Source organism: Listeria weihenstephanensis (assembly GCF_003534205.1).
In the GTDB taxonomy this organism is placed as follows: Bacteria; Bacillota; Bacilli; order Lactobacillales; family Listeriaceae; genus Listeria_A; species Listeria_A weihenstephanensis.
In genome coordinates this window covers 979,837-996,375 of the sequence record NZ_CP011102.1, presented here as the reverse complement: position 1 = coordinate 996,375, position 16,539 = coordinate 979,837, and the positions used below count along the sequence as shown (strand labels likewise).

The 16,539-nt window shown below is 41.8% G+C and carries 14 protein-coding genes; 4 read left to right on the top strand and 10 right to left on the bottom strand.

Annotated features, from left to right (window positions below; all coding sequences use genetic code 11):
- Positions 1–99: 99 nt before the first annotated feature.
- Positions 100–1,821: an ABC transporter ATP-binding protein gene (locus UE46_RS04750; protein WP_036058449.1), complete on the bottom strand. Its 1,722-nt coding sequence runs from the start codon at positions 1,819–1,821 to the stop codon at positions 100–102.
- Between the two features lie 130 nt (positions 1,822–1,951).
- Positions 1,952–2,611, bottom strand: coding sequence for a Crp/Fnr family transcriptional regulator (locus UE46_RS04745; protein ID WP_036058445.1), 660 nt, complete (start codon positions 2,609–2,611; stop codon positions 1,952–1,954).
- A 238-nt stretch (positions 2,612–2,849) separates the two neighbouring features.
- On the opposite strand from UE46_RS04745, the gene UE46_RS04740 reads away from it, so the two are divergent.
- Positions 2,850–4,055 carry an MFS transporter gene (locus tag UE46_RS04740; RefSeq protein WP_118907445.1) on the top strand — a complete coding sequence of 402 codons (1,206 nt, stop codon included), beginning with the start codon at positions 2,850–2,852 and terminating at the stop codon, positions 4,053–4,055.
- On the top strand, positions 4,052–4,303 hold the full coding sequence (locus UE46_RS04735; RefSeq protein ID WP_036058443.1) for a hypothetical protein: 252 nt from the start codon (positions 4,052–4,054) through the stop codon (positions 4,301–4,303). Before UE46_RS04740 ends, UE46_RS04735 begins: the two co-directional genes overlap by 4 nt.
- A gap of 206 nt (positions 4,304–4,509) precedes the next feature.
- Here the strand turns inward: UE46_RS04735 and UE46_RS04730 are convergent, their stop codons facing one another.
- The 7 genes from UE46_RS04730 to UE46_RS04700 form a co-directional block, all read right to left on the bottom strand.
- A complete protein-coding gene (locus tag UE46_RS04730; protein WP_036063256.1) occupies positions 4,510–5,562 on the bottom strand; it encodes a lysylphosphatidylglycerol synthase transmembrane domain-containing protein in 1,053 nt (350 codons plus the stop codon).
- Positions 5,563–5,568: 6 nt separating this feature from the next.
- The gene (locus UE46_RS04725; RefSeq protein ID WP_118907444.1) at positions 5,569–6,591 is read right to left on the bottom strand and encodes a glycosyltransferase family 4 protein; all 1,023 of its coding nucleotides are present in this window, start codon (positions 6,589–6,591) and stop codon (positions 5,569–5,571) included.
- Entirely contained in the window at positions 6,584–7,867 is a 1,284-nt protein-coding gene (locus UE46_RS04720; protein ID WP_118907443.1) for a glycosyltransferase family 4 protein, read from the bottom strand. The genes UE46_RS04725 and UE46_RS04720 overlap by 8 nt, the downstream gene beginning before the upstream one ends.
- Before the next feature lie 229 nt (positions 7,868–8,096).
- Positions 8,097–8,474: an OsmC family protein gene (locus UE46_RS04715; protein ID WP_036063258.1), complete on the bottom strand. Its 378-nt coding sequence runs from the start codon at positions 8,472–8,474 to the stop codon at positions 8,097–8,099.
- 16 nt (positions 8,475–8,490) lie between these two features.
- Positions 8,491–9,090, bottom strand: coding sequence for a short chain dehydrogenase (locus UE46_RS04710; protein WP_036063259.1), 600 nt, complete (start codon positions 9,088–9,090; stop codon positions 8,491–8,493).
- 18 nt (positions 9,091–9,108) lie between these two features.
- Positions 9,109–9,522 carry a phosphate-starvation-inducible protein PsiE gene (gene psiE, locus UE46_RS04705; RefSeq protein WP_036063315.1) on the bottom strand — a complete coding sequence of 138 codons (414 nt, stop codon included), beginning with the start codon at positions 9,520–9,522 and terminating at the stop codon, positions 9,109–9,111.
- A gap of 131 nt (positions 9,523–9,653) precedes the next feature.
- Positions 9,654–10,385 (bottom strand): gamma-glutamyl-gamma-aminobutyrate hydrolase family protein, encoded by a 732-nt coding sequence (locus tag UE46_RS04700; RefSeq protein ID WP_051493074.1) that lies wholly within the window; start codon positions 10,383–10,385, stop codon positions 9,654–9,656.
- A 151-nt stretch (positions 10,386–10,536) separates the two neighbouring features.
- Between UE46_RS04700 and UE46_RS04695 the strand changes: the two genes are divergently transcribed.
- Complete coding sequence (locus UE46_RS04695; protein WP_036063261.1) at positions 10,537–12,498, top strand: fructose-bisphosphatase class III; 1,962 nt, start codon at positions 10,537–10,539, stop codon at positions 12,496–12,498.
- Between the two features lie 186 nt (positions 12,499–12,684).
- A complete protein-coding gene (locus tag UE46_RS04690) occupies positions 12,685–14,040 on the top strand; it encodes an aspartate kinase (RefSeq protein WP_036063263.1) in 1,356 nt (451 codons plus the stop codon).
- A 52-nt stretch (positions 14,041–14,092) separates the two neighbouring features.
- On the opposite strand, the gene UE46_RS04685 is transcribed toward UE46_RS04690, so the two are convergent.
- Positions 14,093–16,438: a cation-translocating P-type ATPase gene (locus tag UE46_RS04685; RefSeq protein ID WP_036063266.1), complete on the bottom strand. Its 2,346-nt coding sequence runs from the start codon at positions 16,436–16,438 to the stop codon at positions 14,093–14,095.
- Positions 16,439–16,539: the final 101 nt, after the last annotated feature.

Here is a 16,539-nt window from a genome sequence, read left to right as displayed (position 1 = left end):
TTTTCTTATATAATTGTTATTCCTCTTAATTTGGAATTGTTTCCCTTTTTAATACACAAAAAAAGAAGAAACCCAACAAACAGATTTCTTCTCACAATCCTATTCATTTCTGGCAAACTGAGCATCGTGCAAATTACGATACGCCCCGCGTCTTGCAAGCAATTCCGCGTGTGTTCCTTGCTCTGCAATTCCCGACTCATTCACAACAATAATCCGGTCCGCATGCTTAATCGTTGCCAATCGATGCGCAATAATCAACGTTGTCCGTCCCTTCGCCAGCTCATCCAGTGACTGCTGAATCACTAGTTCCGTCTCCGTATCAAGCGCTGATGTTGCCTCATCCAAAATCAAGATTGGCGGATTTTTCAAGAACATCCGAGCAATAGCCAGCCGCTGTTTCTGACCACCAGAAAGTTTCACACCACGTTCCCCGATAATCGTGTCCAAACCATCTGGCATTTCATTTACGACTTTCTCCAAATGCGCCAGTTTGACAACATACAGAATCTCATCATCCGTCGCGTCCAATTTTCCATACGCAATATTTTCCCGAATAGTTCCCGAAAATAAGAATACATCCTGCTGCACAACACCAATCTGCGCCCGTAAGGAAGCAAGCGTCATCTCCTTTATATTCCTACCGTCAACAGTGATTTCGCCATCCGTTACATCATAAAATCGCGGCAACAAATTACAAATCGTCGTTTTCCCAGCGCCAGATGGTCCAACAAAAGCAATCGTCTCACCAGCCTTCACGCTCAAATTAATCTCATCGAGCACTTTTTTCCCAGAATCATATTGAAAAGAAACATTGTTATACGCAATATCTCCGCGCAAATCCGTCACATCGACAGCGCCTAGCTTATCCACAATCGAAGGCTCCGTGTCAATCACCTCAATAAAGCGCTTAAACCCAGCGATGCCCTTCGGATAACTCTCAATCACCGAATTAATCTTCTCAATAGGGCGCATAAACACATTCGTCAGCAAAATAAAACTCACAAACTGCCCATATGTAATACCATCATTGATGACGAAATACGAACCAAAAAAGAGTGCAAACAACGTAATTAGACGCATCAAAAAGTAATTAAACGAAAAACTAAATCCCATCACCTTGTAAAACGTCAATTTCGACTTGCGGTACGTCTGATTGAGTAACCCAAAACGCTCCCGCTCAAACCCCTCATTCGCAAACGCTTGAACAACACGGACACCACTAATCGCATTCTCCACGCCCGCATTAAAACTACCCAAATCCTTAAAAATCTGCGTATTAACACCCGTCATTTTTTTATTAAATAAAATAATCAAGACACCTAAAATCGGCACGAGCACCACCGTCATCACCGCGAGCTTCACATTGATCGTCATCATCAACAAGAACGCACCAACAAGCGACATAATCGAAATGAAAATATCCTCCGGTCCATGATGCGCGACCTCTCCAATCTCAAACAAATCCGTCGTCATCCGCGACATCAATTTCCCCGTCTTCTGATTATCATAATACTCAAACGGCTGCTTCTGCAAATGCGCAAACAAATCCCGGCGCATATCCGTCTCAATATTCAACCCCAACATATGCCCCCAATACGTCACAATATACTGCATAAACATATTCAAAAAATAGAAAAATAACAACGCCAAAGCCGCTGTCACGATCAAACCCCAATCCTTATTCGGCAACAATTTATCAATTACCTGATTCACAGCTACCGGAAACGCCAACTCTAAAAGCGCCGCAATAACCGCACAACCAAAATCAATTATGAATAAAAGCTTATAAGGCTTGTAATAACTAAAAAATCTCTTTAACATCTTCTTACCTCCCCTTTCTGTCACGGAAATTCTATTATAACAAACAAAATCGTTCGTGCCTAGTTGAGATTGATTCTCAATTAAAAAAAGTTCCTGCTACACACAAGAACTTTCCACAAGACATATTCCATTAAAAAATCACATTCTCCTGAATCACATCTAACTTCTTAATAATAATATAACGTTTGCGCATCATGATAACCCCCTCCGCCTTCAACTGCTGAAAAATACGGTTCACACTACTCGCCGAATTAATACCACAAAAATGACCAATTTCCTCATTACTCACTAAAAAATCAATCAGAAATTGGTCCGGCTCCATCTCCACACCAAACAATTTATATAACTCATAGAGCTGCGTACAAATAGCTCCCAGCTTACCATTCATCAACATTTGCTGCATTTTCTTGATAGACTCCAAAAGCCGCGTCCGGTAATAATCTTTCACATAAAATTGTAAATCAGCGTTCGTATTCACATCTTTCCAAAACTGAACCCGATCAATCCGATATAATTCCGCACGCTCTGATTCCACACGAATATTAAAAGGCGCGTTCGCAAACTGAGAGTACTCATCTTTCAGTAGTGAAACAATGTCCATTTTATTAATATAAGCTAGATTAAATTCCCTACCATCCCTAGAAATAATACTTGTCTTGATAATCCCATTTTTCAGTATATACACATACGAATCTTCCAATCCCTCGTAGGTTAAATACTTGCGCTTTCCCCTCGTAATAACCGGAAAATCATGGCTACTTACATACTCACCAAGAATATCATGATTCATTTTTTTAACCCCCATTTTTTGCAATTCCCGCTTATTTATATCCATCATACAAAATTATCCCGCGTTTCTTTTCAACATATGTTATACATTTTTGTATATATCATACTAGATTACCAAATTAAAAAGTAATACGCTACGAAAAGCCCTATAATAATCCTTGTTGCGGAGGTCATTTTTTTCAACTTGCATCACAAAAAGCCTCCAAGTACAACTTATAACCAGAAAGGGACATTAACCTATGAAAGAAAAATTATTTAATAAAGGCTTTGTTTTAATAACACTCATTAACTTCGTCGTCTACCTCGTTTACTATTTACTAATGGTTATCATCGCCGTCATTGCCCAAGAAGAATTGAACGCTTCACTTGGCGAGGCTGGTTTCGCGTCTGGTATATACATCATCGGCACTCTACTTGCCAGACTTTACATGGGCAAAAAATTAGAACTGATAGGCCGGAAGCGCGTTCTGAGGTACGGCATCCTCTTCTTCTTAGTTACAACGATGGCTTACATATATATGCCCTCTATCTCCATCATGTTCCTCATTCGTTTTTTAAATGGCTTTGCTTACGGAACGACATCCACTGCCACAAACGCGATCGTCACGTCCTATATTCCTAAATCAAGAAATGGTGAAGGTATTAATTATTATGGGCTTAGCACTAGTTTAGCGGCAGCAATTGGCCCATTTATCGGCATGATTTTACTCAGCACAACAAGTTTTTATACAATCATTCTCTTTTCCACCATCATCGTATTCCTAACAGCCATCCTTTGCTTCTATCTCCCTGTAAAAAATATCGTGTTAACCGACGAACATCGAAAAGCACTAAAAACGTGGACATTATCAAGCTTTGTTGAATTTAAAGTACTTCCGATTGCTTTTGTCGCGTTTCTAATGGGCATTTCTTATTCCACCGTCTTAACGTTCCTTGCATCTTACGCAAGAGCCATCGATCTCGTCAGCGCTAGTACCTTTTTCTTCGTTGTTTACGCTCTAGTCATCACCTTCACAAGACCGATGTCTGGCAAAATATTCGACGTTAAAGGCGAGAAATTTGTTATGTATCCTAGCTATATCTTCTTAGCCGTGGGACTATTTGTTTTAAGTACCGCCTCCACTAGCTTTGTCTTACTTCTCTCGGGTGGCTTAATCGGCTTGGGTTACGGCACCTTTATGTCGAACGGGCAAGCTGTCAGTTTGAAAGTTTGCGAACCACACAGAATCGGTATCGGCTTATCCACCTATTTTATTGGACTCGACTTGGGTCTAGGTATCGGTCCCTACATCATGGGCGAAATCCATCACGTTTTATCCTTCCAAGGCCTCTACATCATTGCCGGAATCATCGCCTTAGCTTGTATCTTCGTCTACATGTTCTTTTCCAAAAGAGATTTTTCAACACATTCAACTAAAAATTTAAAAGGAAGTGAAGAAATATGAATCCCACCAATATGCTACTAATCACAGCGGCAGGCTATATCGTAGGTTCAAAATTACTAGAAGACGAAAAAAAACAATCCATCACACTCGGAGACGTTCACATCAATAATACGGCTCAACGATTGATCGATCATTTTGAAAGCTTAGAAATAGCAAAAGAACATATTATCGGTTATAAATCGCTATCCACCGACGATAGTCGAAACCTAATCGCTAGATGGCAATCCGATTACTTTACTACCTCATAAGCCTATAAAGGGTCTAGGACATAACCCCGATAAATCGGCGGCAAGCGTTCGTATTCAGGGAGTTTGGCGGACTTCCGGTTCTCATGTACAGTCGTACACTCCGCTTCCGGCTTCCACCAAACTCCCTGAATACAAACGCTTTCGCTCGATTTGTGTAAAGCAAAATTTTTCGTCCTACCCGAAGTAATGAGAAGGGCGTTTTTGCTTTATCTCGCGTTTTGTCCCAGACTCTTTTTTCGTCTATTTTTTGCTCGACGTCCAAATGGAATCATCGCAATTGCTCCAAAAATCGTACAGCTATAATACGTAATCAAACGCCATAATATAAGTCCTATCACTAATTTATCAGGACTAAGCACCATTCCAAAGAACGACGTAAAGCTATATTCCGCGCCACCGCTACCACCAGGCGTTGGAATCGAGGACGACAGCTTCATCACAAACGCATGATATGTCATCACCGTCATTAAGCCAACATCGGTCACGCCCATACTGAGCAATACAAAATAAGGAATACTTAAATAAAACACTAACTGTACAATCGTGTACCCGACACATTCCCAAATTAATCGCTTGTTCCCACTAAAACGCACACTTTCCTCATGAAACGACTTAATCTTATCCGCTGCACTTTCACGGATGCCTTCACGCTTTTCCTTTTTAACGAATAAAAGTGCTGGCTTCAAAAGAAAATGCACAATCGCCGAAGCCACGCGTTCACTTCTTGCGACAGTCATTAGAGCGACAATCACTCCCAAATTAATCACAAAACCAATCAAAATTAAGTATTTAATTTCAAATGTTGTGTGTCCAAGTAACGGGAAGCCGACAATCAGAAAGAAAATGAAGGTTCCGACAATAACAGCTTGATAAATAATAAACTTGATGAGTAAAACGGAGCTAGCAAGGCCAATATCAATTTTACGTCGCGTCAATAAATAGAGTTGCGCTGGCTGTCCACCACTCGCAAATGGCGTTACCGAATTAAAAAACTGCCCAATCATCGTGATCCGAAACGAAGTCCGAAGCTTCAATGCAGGATCCGCTTGCTTGCCAAAACGCTGCAACACAACTGCTTCCAGCCACCAATACAAGAACATAGCTAAGCAGGCGATCCCGATATAGACTAGATTCACATTTTTTAAAACATCGAAAACCATACTCCAGTTCACATTGCGGAATTGAAAATAAATAAAACCAACACTAATCGCAACGACAAGTAAAATGCTGATTACATGCCGGCTCGTATTTTTCCCCATCAACCTCTATCCTTTCAAAAGCCCATCATAAAATTCCTGCCATATTCCTGTTAGTCTGGCTTCTGAATAGTAAGCTGCACCTTTTTTAGCACCATTTTTTGCTTCTTCTAAATAGGCTTTATCTGTCATCATACGTTCCAATTGCGCTTTAAAACCAGGAACGTCAGGTGCCGAGATATAATTGCCAGCAAGGATTCCCTCGTAAAGTTCTAAATCGCGCAACAACACCGAAAGCCCACTACTCATACCTTCTAAAATGGCCATTGGAAACAGCTCATTAAAGGATGGTAAGAAAAGGACGTCCGCCATATTGTAGTACGCGTTCATGTCCGCACGTTCGATAATACCTGGGAACTTTACATTTGCAGGAGGATTATCGTAAATTTCCTTCAACTCTTTATACCCCGCCGTAATTTTTCCGAACGAGAAACCGCCAGCCCAAATGAATTGCATCTCGGGTAACTGTTTTGCGACTTCGATAAAATCAAGCACACCTTTACGATGTTGCACTTGCCCAACACCAATCGCGACAAAAGCATCTTCTGCAATGCCATGTGCTGCGCGAAGCTCTTTCTTTTCCGAATCCGCCATTGGATAGAACGTGTTTGCAGATACGAAATTAGGAATGTATTTAATCTTCTCTTCTGGAATCCCGTATGCCACTAGTTCTGGAATAAACGATGGATTCACGACGACCAATATATCCATCCGTTTGTAAAACAAGATGACGTACTTATAAAAAACTTTTTTCGCAATCCAAGGAAGCTTTAAACTCTCATCTAAAGTCTCCGGCAAAAAATGCACATAGCCGACCATTACACCACGCTTTTTCTTTGCAAATGTTGATAAAAAAAACGGGAAGTCAATCGTGTGATAATGCGTGATCTCAGATTTGCGATATGTATTAATAGCGACATCATACTTATCCGCATGGTGTGTTGTCATTAAATTAACTAATTCTCGATAAGCAGAAGCTACCCCCTGTCCTTTTACTGTTTCCGCAGAGGATAGCATCGTAATTCTATTCATGGTATTTTCTCACTTTCTTCTCACGTTTTTGAAGGACTGCCGCTGGAATACTTAACACATAATTGCTAACCGTATACTGATCGAGCGGTTCATACGTTCTTTCTCCATTAACCCAACCATATTCCTCGCACATTTCCATGTACAATTGTTCAATGTTCGTACCAAATTGTTCCGCTGAAAAATGTTGAATATGTTCTAGTGCATTTGCTACTAATTGTTCTGCTACTTCTGGTTGCATAAGCGTTTCTTGTAACATCGCTGGTAATTGCCAATCTTCTTTAAAACTGCGACCCGTTTTCCGGTCTAAAATCAGATTTTCGTTACTGCGATCAGTTTTTGCAATGACAGGAATCCCAGAAGCCATTGCTTCGATATATGTCATACCTTGCGTTTCAGAGGTTGAAGCGCTCACGAACACATCGCCCAATTGATAATAACGACCAATTGTCTCCCAATCTTGCTCACCTGCAAAAATGACTGATTTTGAAATATCCTCCGTAAATGCTAACTCTTCCAGTTCTTTTCTAGAAGGACCATCACCAACAATCAGCAATTTCGCATTCGGTAACCGCTCCACAACACTCGGAAAAGCTTTCACGATAATATCGATGCCTTTTTCTTGAGCCACGCGCCCAATGGATACGACAACCTTATCCTCAGGTGAAATGCCTAAATCAGTTTTCAACTGCGACAAACCATCCTTATCAAAACGACCTGGTTGGAATGATCTGAATTCCGTTCCAGTTGGAATCACTCGAATCGGATTGGTCACACCATAACTTCTGAGTGACATCTGTACTTTTTCTGTGGGAACAATAACGGTATCCATCGAATCACAAAAAGCACGACTTAGTCGCTGTACAACGCCCTGTCCGATAAGTTTCCCCTTACCAATATAATGCAAATAATCCTCGTACATCGTGTGATACGTGTGCAAAACAGGAAGATGAAATTTCTTCGCCATTTTTTTCCCGAGTAGCCCCATGGAAAATTCAGTATGCGTATGGATCACATCAATTTCTAAACGTTTGATCAGATGGGCGATTTTTTGCGTTCCAGCAATCGCAATTCGTCGCTCAGGAAAAAACACAAACGGAAAGCTTGAAAAACGGAATACTTTGCCTTGCTCCGCTTCCAAGTCAGCCTGTGGATCTGAGGTCGTAAATATATATACGTTATGTCCTCGTTTGGTTAACTCTTTTTCCATCGTCTTAATTGATGTTGCTACACCGCTAATCTGCGGAAAAAAAGTATCTGTAAAAATGCCAATGTTCACTGTTTTCGCCTTCCCTCCACACCATGATTCTAGATCATCGTGCCTTTACCAAAGCTTTTTATTTCAAGCGCTTATCATTCATCCTTATATTATAACAAAAATTACACCAAAAAATCATTTTATTTTTCAACGTTTCCGTCACAAAGAGCTTATCTAATTCCATTATGCTACAATGTTGCGCAAATTGCCTAGGCCTATGGTTTGATTTTATCTCATCCTTGCGCCCATTTTATGAAAAGATAACTTTCTCGATAATTTCAATTTTCGGATCTAAGGACATCGCAACAGGACACGATTTCTTCACAAGATGAAGTGCTTTTTCAGCCTTTATTTGATCTGCATCCGCTACTTTTAAGGTGAAGGTTACTTCGATTTTCTTTAAAACGTGAATCACTGCTTCTTGATCTTGTTCAAACGTGACATGAATATTTTCAATCGTATAATCAATGCGTTTCTTTTCTAAGATTGAATCATAAACATAACCACTGCAAGCTGCTACAGCCGCAACGGTTGCTTGTGTTGGGGAAAAACCAGTATCCCGATTTAACTGCCAATTACCATTCTCATGTATCACGTCAAACCCGTGTTTACCTCTAACTAAATCCATTTTCTAATTCCCCCTACTAATACACTTCATAATTCTGACCAGTTTGTCCGCCTAAAATGCTTTTGACAAATGCTTGGGCGACTTTTTCAACAGGAACTGGGTTAAAGCCAACGAAGAAATCGGCAAACTTATCCCAGGATTCTTGTACTACGTTTGGACTCACACTATTGATCCGAATCGAACGAGGCATTTCAATCGCAGCCGACTTGACGAAAGCACGAATACCACCATTAACCATGGCTGCAGAAGCACCTTGTTTGATCGGATCATCCATCATAATTCCCGTAATAAGCGTGAAACTCCCGCCATCATTCAAATGGTTTAAACCTAGCAAAACTAAGTTCATTTGACCAGCTAGTTTACCATCGATTGATTGCTTATTTTCTTCTGGTGTCATCGTTTCAAGTGGGCCGAAATACGCTGAACCTGCCGCAACAGCCAGCGCATCTATTTTGCCTATTTCTTCATACATCTTCTGAATACTTGCAACGGATGTCATATCCAGCGTCACATCCGCATTTTTTCGGCTTGCTGTAATCACGGTATGCTCTTTTTCCAACTTGGCAACCACCGCTTTTCCAATGGTTCCTGTTGCTCCAACGACTAGTATTTTCATTCCCAATCCCTCCTAAAACTAATTCGTATCACGCCGAAGCGTCTTCGTATTAGCGACAAAAAGCGAGACGATGAGTACTAAAATCGCGCCGGATAGTAATAGTGTGGACGTAGCACTCTCGTGATCAATGATGATGTAACGAACAATCGCCGTAATTCCAATATAAATAAAATAACGTAACGGAAAATGATACTCCATCTCAAAATATTTAATAATCAGGGCTAAAAACTCAAAATAAAGAAAGAAAACTAAAATTTCTTCTGTAACCGTATAAAAATTCTCCGTTGTATCATAGAAAACGCTATGGAAAATCTCCCAAATTTCTTTAAACATAGAGATAACAAGTGTTAGTGCGACCAAGATTAAAGCCACATTTAGCGCTGCTCGCAATATTCTTGGTGTCCGATCTGACCATTTCTTAATAAAATCTATCAACTACTTCCACTCCTATCGTGTGTTCTCTATTGTACCAGAAATTAGACAAATATTCATCCATAAGTATCACGTAGATATCCTCGTCTAGCGTTTTATTTACAGCAAAACTTAGGCTTAGATAAGAATACTTATCCTCTGTTCTCTTCCACTTTTTGTACAAAAGTTCGGAATAACGTACACATTTCAGCACTCTGTTTCACCATGATTTCTGGATGCCACTGCACGCCTACAACAAAAAGATCCCCTTCTCGTTCCAAGCCTTCAATCACACCGTCCGACGCCCAAGCAGTAGCATGAAATTCATCAGCAATGTGTCGAATAACTTGATGATGTAGCGAATTTACCATTGTTTTCTCACCAAAAATAGCACGCAACTCAGAATCTTCTTTTGTCGTGATCGAGTGAATCGGGAATTCTGGATCTGTGCGTTGTAAATGTTGGCGCTCAATATCTGGCGCATAACTGATATCTTGATACAGCGTACCACCAAATGCCACGTTCATCAGTTGCACTCCTCGACAAATCGCTAATACCGGCTTATTTTGAGCAAGCGTCTCTTTTAAAAGCGCCATTTCATAAAAATCGCGTTCTGGCAATGTGGCGCTAAGCTGGGCTAATGGTTCCTCCCCATATAAAAATGGCGAAATATCATCGCCTCCTGTGAGTACAAGTCCATCAATCCGCTCGACAATTTCTTTTGCATAACCATTCTCTGTGACTGGCAAAATAATCGGCGCGCCTCCCGCCTCGGCAATTGCTTTCACATACGTGTCATTCACCGTTGCCCTCGCTTCAAATATATTTTGTGGAAACTCCATACTACGACGTGTTCCCGAAATTCCGATAATAACTGTCATCATTTTCGCATCCTCTCTAAACTCACTTTCTACTATAGTACATAACCATTATTTAAAATTCGAATCATCTGCCTTGCGATTCTTGCCTTTATTCACTATAATGAACTATACCAATTAATAATATCTGGCTTTTACAAAGGGAGGAATTATATTTATGCAAGCAGACCAATTCAAGTATTTAAGTTTGTTGTCTCGTAATTACCCTACTATCGCAAGCACCGCCACAGAAATCATTAATTTAGAAGCTATTCTCAATTTGCCTAAAGGTACCGAGCATTTTCTAAGCGATCTGCACGGCGAATATGAGGCTTTTGAGCAGGTACTCCGCAACGGTTCCGGTGTCGTCAAGCGCAAAATTCATGATGTTTTTGGCGATCGCTTAACGGATGCCGAGATCAATAGTTTGGCAACACTCATCTATTATCCCGAACAAAAATTAGACATTATCCTTGAAACGACGGAAAATTTGGATTTTTGGTATCGCAACACATTAGTCCAATTAATCGAACTCTGCGTCCATGTCTCCTCTAAGTATACCCGCTCAAAGGTCCGCAAAGCAATGCCCGCCGATTTTGAATATATATTACAAGAATTGTTGCACGAAAATCATCTCGTGATGGATAAATCGCTCTATTATCAGGAAATTATCACGAGTATTATTTCGCTTGACCGTGCCGCTGAGTTCATTGGTGCTCTCGCCAGGCTGATTCAGCGCCTTGTTGTCGATCATTTACATATTGTTGGTGACGTTTACGACCGCGGACCTTATCCTGATAAAATCATGGATTCTTTGATGAGCTACCACTCCCTCGATTTTCAGTGGGGCAATCACGATATGCTCTGGATGGGTGCTGCAAGTGGATCGCGCGTTTGTTTGGCGAATGTGCTGCGGATTTCGAGTCGATATTTGAATCTAGATATCATCGAGGACAGCTACGGCATCTCGATTCGACCGCTTGCTCTTTTTGCTGAGGAGAACTACGGCGAGGACCCTTGTACCGACTTTTTACCACAGAAAACGGCGATCACCGAGCAAAGTAAGACCGAGATTAATCAGATTGCGCGAATGCATAAAGCGATTGCAGTGATTCAGTTTAAGCTAGAAGGCGAGATCATTGCGCGTCATCCTGAGTTTGAAATGAACCACCGTTTGCTGCTTAATATGATCGATTATAGCGCTGGGACAGTGACGATTAAAGGCAAAACATATCCGCTCAAAGACACCCATTTCCCAACGATTGATCCCGCTGATCCGTATGCCCTTACAAAAGCAGAACATGAACTGATCGATAAACTTGTTTTTTCCTTTAAAAATTGTGAAAAATTGCAACGTCACGTTTCGTTTCTTTATTCTAAAGGAAGCATGGTACTCACGTATAACGGGAATCTGCTATATCACGGCTGCATCCCATTGAACGAAGATGGTAGTTTTATGGAAATGACATTGAAAGGACAAAAATATGCTGGGCGCGCGCTGCTAGAACAGTTTGAACAAATCGCGCGGGAAGGTTATTTTAGAACAAGCGGCACCCCAGAGAAAAAATACGCTCTCGATATCGTTTGGTATTTATGGACCGGCGCCACCTCTTCCCTATTTGGAAAAAGTGAAATGACGACGTTTGAGCGTTATTTTGTGGAGGATAAGGAGACGCATGTTGAGAAAAAGAATGCGTATTATAAACTGCGGAATGAGGAAGAGATTTGCCATCAGATTTTGATCGAATTCGATTTAGATCCGAGCGGTCATATTATTAACGGCCACACGCCAGTCAAAGAAGGTAAGGGCGAGAGTCCGATTAAGGCGGGTGGCAAGATGTTAGTCATTGATGGCGGTTTCTCCCCTGCTTACCAAAAAACAACAGGTCTGGCGGGCTATACGCTTCTGTACAACTCTTTTGGCTTACAACTCGTCTCCCATCAACCGTTTACTTCGACGGAAGATGCGATCAAGCAAGAAACCGATATTCTCTCGACGCGCCAGGTGATTGAGACAGAAACCGAGCGGAAATTAGTTCGTGATACGGATATTGGAAAGGATTTATTACAGCAAGTTGATGAGTTGAAATGTTTGATTAGCGCGTATCGGCAAGGTTTGATAAAAGAACAACGCAGTTAATAGTAAGCAGAGGTCATTTTTGTCGTGGCTTCTGCTTTTTCAGATCAACAAATTTTAATAATTCTAAAAACATATTGTTTTTTCTAGCAAAAACGTTCATAATGGATACTAATAATGGTCTAGGCATTTGTAAAAGTTATGTTAACAGAATACTTAGCCAAATGAATTAAATCAGGAGTGTGAAAAATGAAAGTTATTAAATTCGGCGGAAGTTCGCTGGCCTCGGCTACGCAACTACAAAAAGTATACAAAATCGTGGTAGATGATCCAAAGCGAAAGTTCGTTGTTGTATCTGCTCCTGGTAAGCGTTTTGCAGATGATGTGAAGGTAACAGATTTATTAATTGATTGTGGCGCGAAACATCTCTTGGGTGAAGCGGCGTCAGATTTGGAGGAGGCAGTCCTTGCCCGCTATGCATCGATTGCAGACGAGCTTGGGCTTGGTGAGGAAGTTATGGCGCGAATTACACGAGATTTCACGGAACTTCTTAATTCAGATAAGACAAACCCAGACCGCTATATGGACCGGATTAAGGCGAGTGGCGAGGATAATAATGCGAAAATGATTGCTGCATTTTTCCGACGTCAAGGCACCGAGGCGCACTATGTCAACCCGAAAGATGCTGGACTTTTTGTGACGGATGAACCGGGAAATGCGCAGGTTTTGCCAGAGAGTTATGATAACTTGTACAAGTTGTTGGACCGCGATGGGATCGTTGTTTTCCCAGGGTTTTTCGGTTACACGAAGGATGGCGAAATCAGCACGTTTTCGCGCAGTGGCTCAGATATTACGGGTGCAATTGTGGCGAATGGCGTGAAGGCCGAAGTTTATGAGAATTTCACAGATGTTGATGCTGTGTATGCGGTGAACCCATCGATCGTGCATAAACCGAATGCGATTGTCGAACTAACGTATCGCGAAATGCGAGAGCTATCTTATGCTGGTTTTTCCGTGTTTCATGATGAAGCGCTCGTTCCAGCCTTCCAAGCAGGGATTCCTGTGCAAATTAAAAATACGAATCGTCCTGAATTGCCTGGTACGCGCGTGATTCACCGTCGCGAAAACACGAATGGCCCTGTTGTTGGGATTGCGAGTGATGGCGGTTTTTGCAGCATTTACATTACGAAATATTTGATGAACCGCGAGATCGGATTTGGGCGTAAAGTATTGGAAATTCTTGAAGACGCCGATTTGACCTACGAGCATATGCCTTCTGGTATCGATGATTTGACGATTATTTTGCGAGAAAATCAGATGGACCGTCAAACCGAAACCACTGTTTTGGATCGTTTGAAAAATGAGCTGGCATCTGATGAGGTAATTATTGAACATGGCATCGCGCTTGTGATGGTCGTTGGAGAAGCGATGAAACATAACGTCGGAACAACCGCGCGAGCTTCGAAGGCTTTGTCTGAGGCGCACGTCAACATTGAGATGATTAACCAAGGTTCTTCCGAGGTCAGCATTATGTTTGGCGTGAAGGAAGATCAGGAGAAAAAAGCAGTACGTGCGCTATATAATGAATTTTTTGACGCAAAATAAAAAATGGATCGACTCTCAAATTCTGAGTCGATCCATTTTTTTCTGTGTTCATTTAGTCTTTTGCGCCAGCCCAGCTAAATCGCATAATCGTGTGGCGGAAAAACCAATACAATGGGCCACATGAAACGAGTAGCGGTACATAAATCAGCATCATTTGCCAATTGAAAATCGATACTAGAGAAAATAGTTTGCCGCCGAATAGGAATAAGCAAACGAATGCTGCCATCATGGTCACAACAAGTACCTTAGTTTTACGTCCAAATGGATGTCCCACACTGATTAGAGCGACGAAACATGTGGCACCTGTTAGCATCACGTTCATCGTAGACGTTTGTGCAAAGCTCAAGCCAAGCATATTTCCGAATCCTAAAATCAACATGATATACGCAATGACGCAAGTCGCTGCTGGGACGGAAGTTTGCAATACTTTGTGCAAAAATTGCCCTTTGATTCGTTCATAGTTCGGTTTTAAAGCTAAGAAGAAGGACGGAATACCGACTGTTAGCGCTGAAATCGGACTCAGTTGAATCGGTTGGAATGGGTATGCTCCCGCTAAGAAAATAAACGCCAGCGCCAATACCGTAGAATACATCGTTTTGATCAAATAAAGCGACGCGACACGTTCAATATTGTTAACCACACGGCGACCTTCGCGCATGACACCAATCATCGAATCAAAATTATTGGATAGCAATACAAAATCGGAAACGCTACGTGCAGCGTCACTCCCTTCTGCCATCGCGATGCTACAGTTCGCCTCTTTTAAAGCGAGTACATCGTTGACACCATCGCCAGTCATCGCAACCGTATGGCCCTCTTCTTTATACGTCCTGATTAAATCTTTCTTTTGATGCGGCGTCACACGACCAAAAACGGTATAGTTTTCAATGATTGGTAACAAATCCGCATCTGCTGCAACTTCGCTCATATCAATGTATTTATCCCCATTTGCGATACCCGCACGAACCGCGACATTCGACACCGTCACTGGATTGTCTCCAGAAATAACCTTGATTGAGACACCTTCTGCTGCGAAAAAAGCAAACGTATCCGGTGCTTCAGCGCGTATATTATCGGCAATCAGAATAAAAGCTAATAACTCGCATTGCTCCGGCAAAACGCTTTCTGTCAATGTTTCCAACGAATGCGCCACTGCCAAAACTCGAAAGCCCTGATTCGCATAGTCATCTAATTCCTGCCGATTCTCCGCGGATAAATCTCTGAAAATAAACTCCGGCGCACCAATCAAAAACGTGCCTTTTTCCGTAAAACTACAGCCGCTCCATTTACGTGCTGAGGAAAATGGAATCCGTTTTTCAATCTGCCATTCAGGATTCTCCGTAAAGTGTTTTCCAAGCGCGATACTCGTCGCATTATTATCAGAAAGCGAGGCAACAATGGCGCCAACACTCGCATCAATCTGAGAAGATGTCACACGCGGATGCTTCAGCACAATATCCGTTACATCCAATTTCCCATCTGTAATCGTCCCCGTTTTATCCAAACACAGCACATCCACACGCGCCAACGTCTCAATACACGGCATCGATTTCACGAGTACTTTTTGCTTCGCTAAATTGATAACTCCGACTGCAAGCGCGATACTCGTCAAAAGTACAAGCCCTTCTGGAATCATCCCAATCATCGCGGCGGCCGTTCCAAGTACCGATTCTTTCAGCGGCAACCCTTGAAAGTATTTCGAGAAAAATAGTGCGAGACCAATTGGAATAATGATAAAAGTCAGCACTTTGATAATTTTCTTAATCGAGCGAATCAGTTCGCTGTCCGGGCGTTTTTCCTGCTTCACTTCCATCGAAATTTTCGAAACAAAACTATGTTCTCCGACAGCCGAAACCTTCACGTAGGCCTGTCCACTGACGATATAACTTCCCGACATTACGTAATCTCCCGCGCGTTTTATCACGGGTTCCGCTTCACCAGTCAACTGAGATTCATCGACTTCCAAACCGTCCGTCTGCGAAATCCTCCCATCCGCACAAATCTGATCTTCGCGATTTAGCACCATCGGATCGTCCAGAACAAGCTCGTCTTGCTCCAACTCGTGAACGGTGCCATCGCGCATCACCTTCACTTTCGCCTGTGTCAAAATCGTGAGCTTATCGATGTTTCGCTTCGCCCTGATTTCCTGGAAAATCCCCATCCCCGTATTGCAGAGCGCAACACCGAGGAACAGCAAGTTTTGATAGCTTCCAACGAGAATAATAAAGCTCGCGATGACCACATTTATCATATTAAAAAGCGTAAACGTATTGTCTCGTATAATTCCTAACACACTGCGCGTCAATGGCTTCAGTGCGTGATTGACCTGTCCATTTTTTATTCGCGCGGCTACCTCATCCGAAGTTAAGCCTGGCGGAATTTGCGTTTTATTTTCCATCTCAACAGATCCTTTTCGCTTTATAATGGCCTCTATATACCTTTTATCATGATCGCATTGTATCAAAAAAAGATAAGAATTCGATGAAATTTATGAGAGAT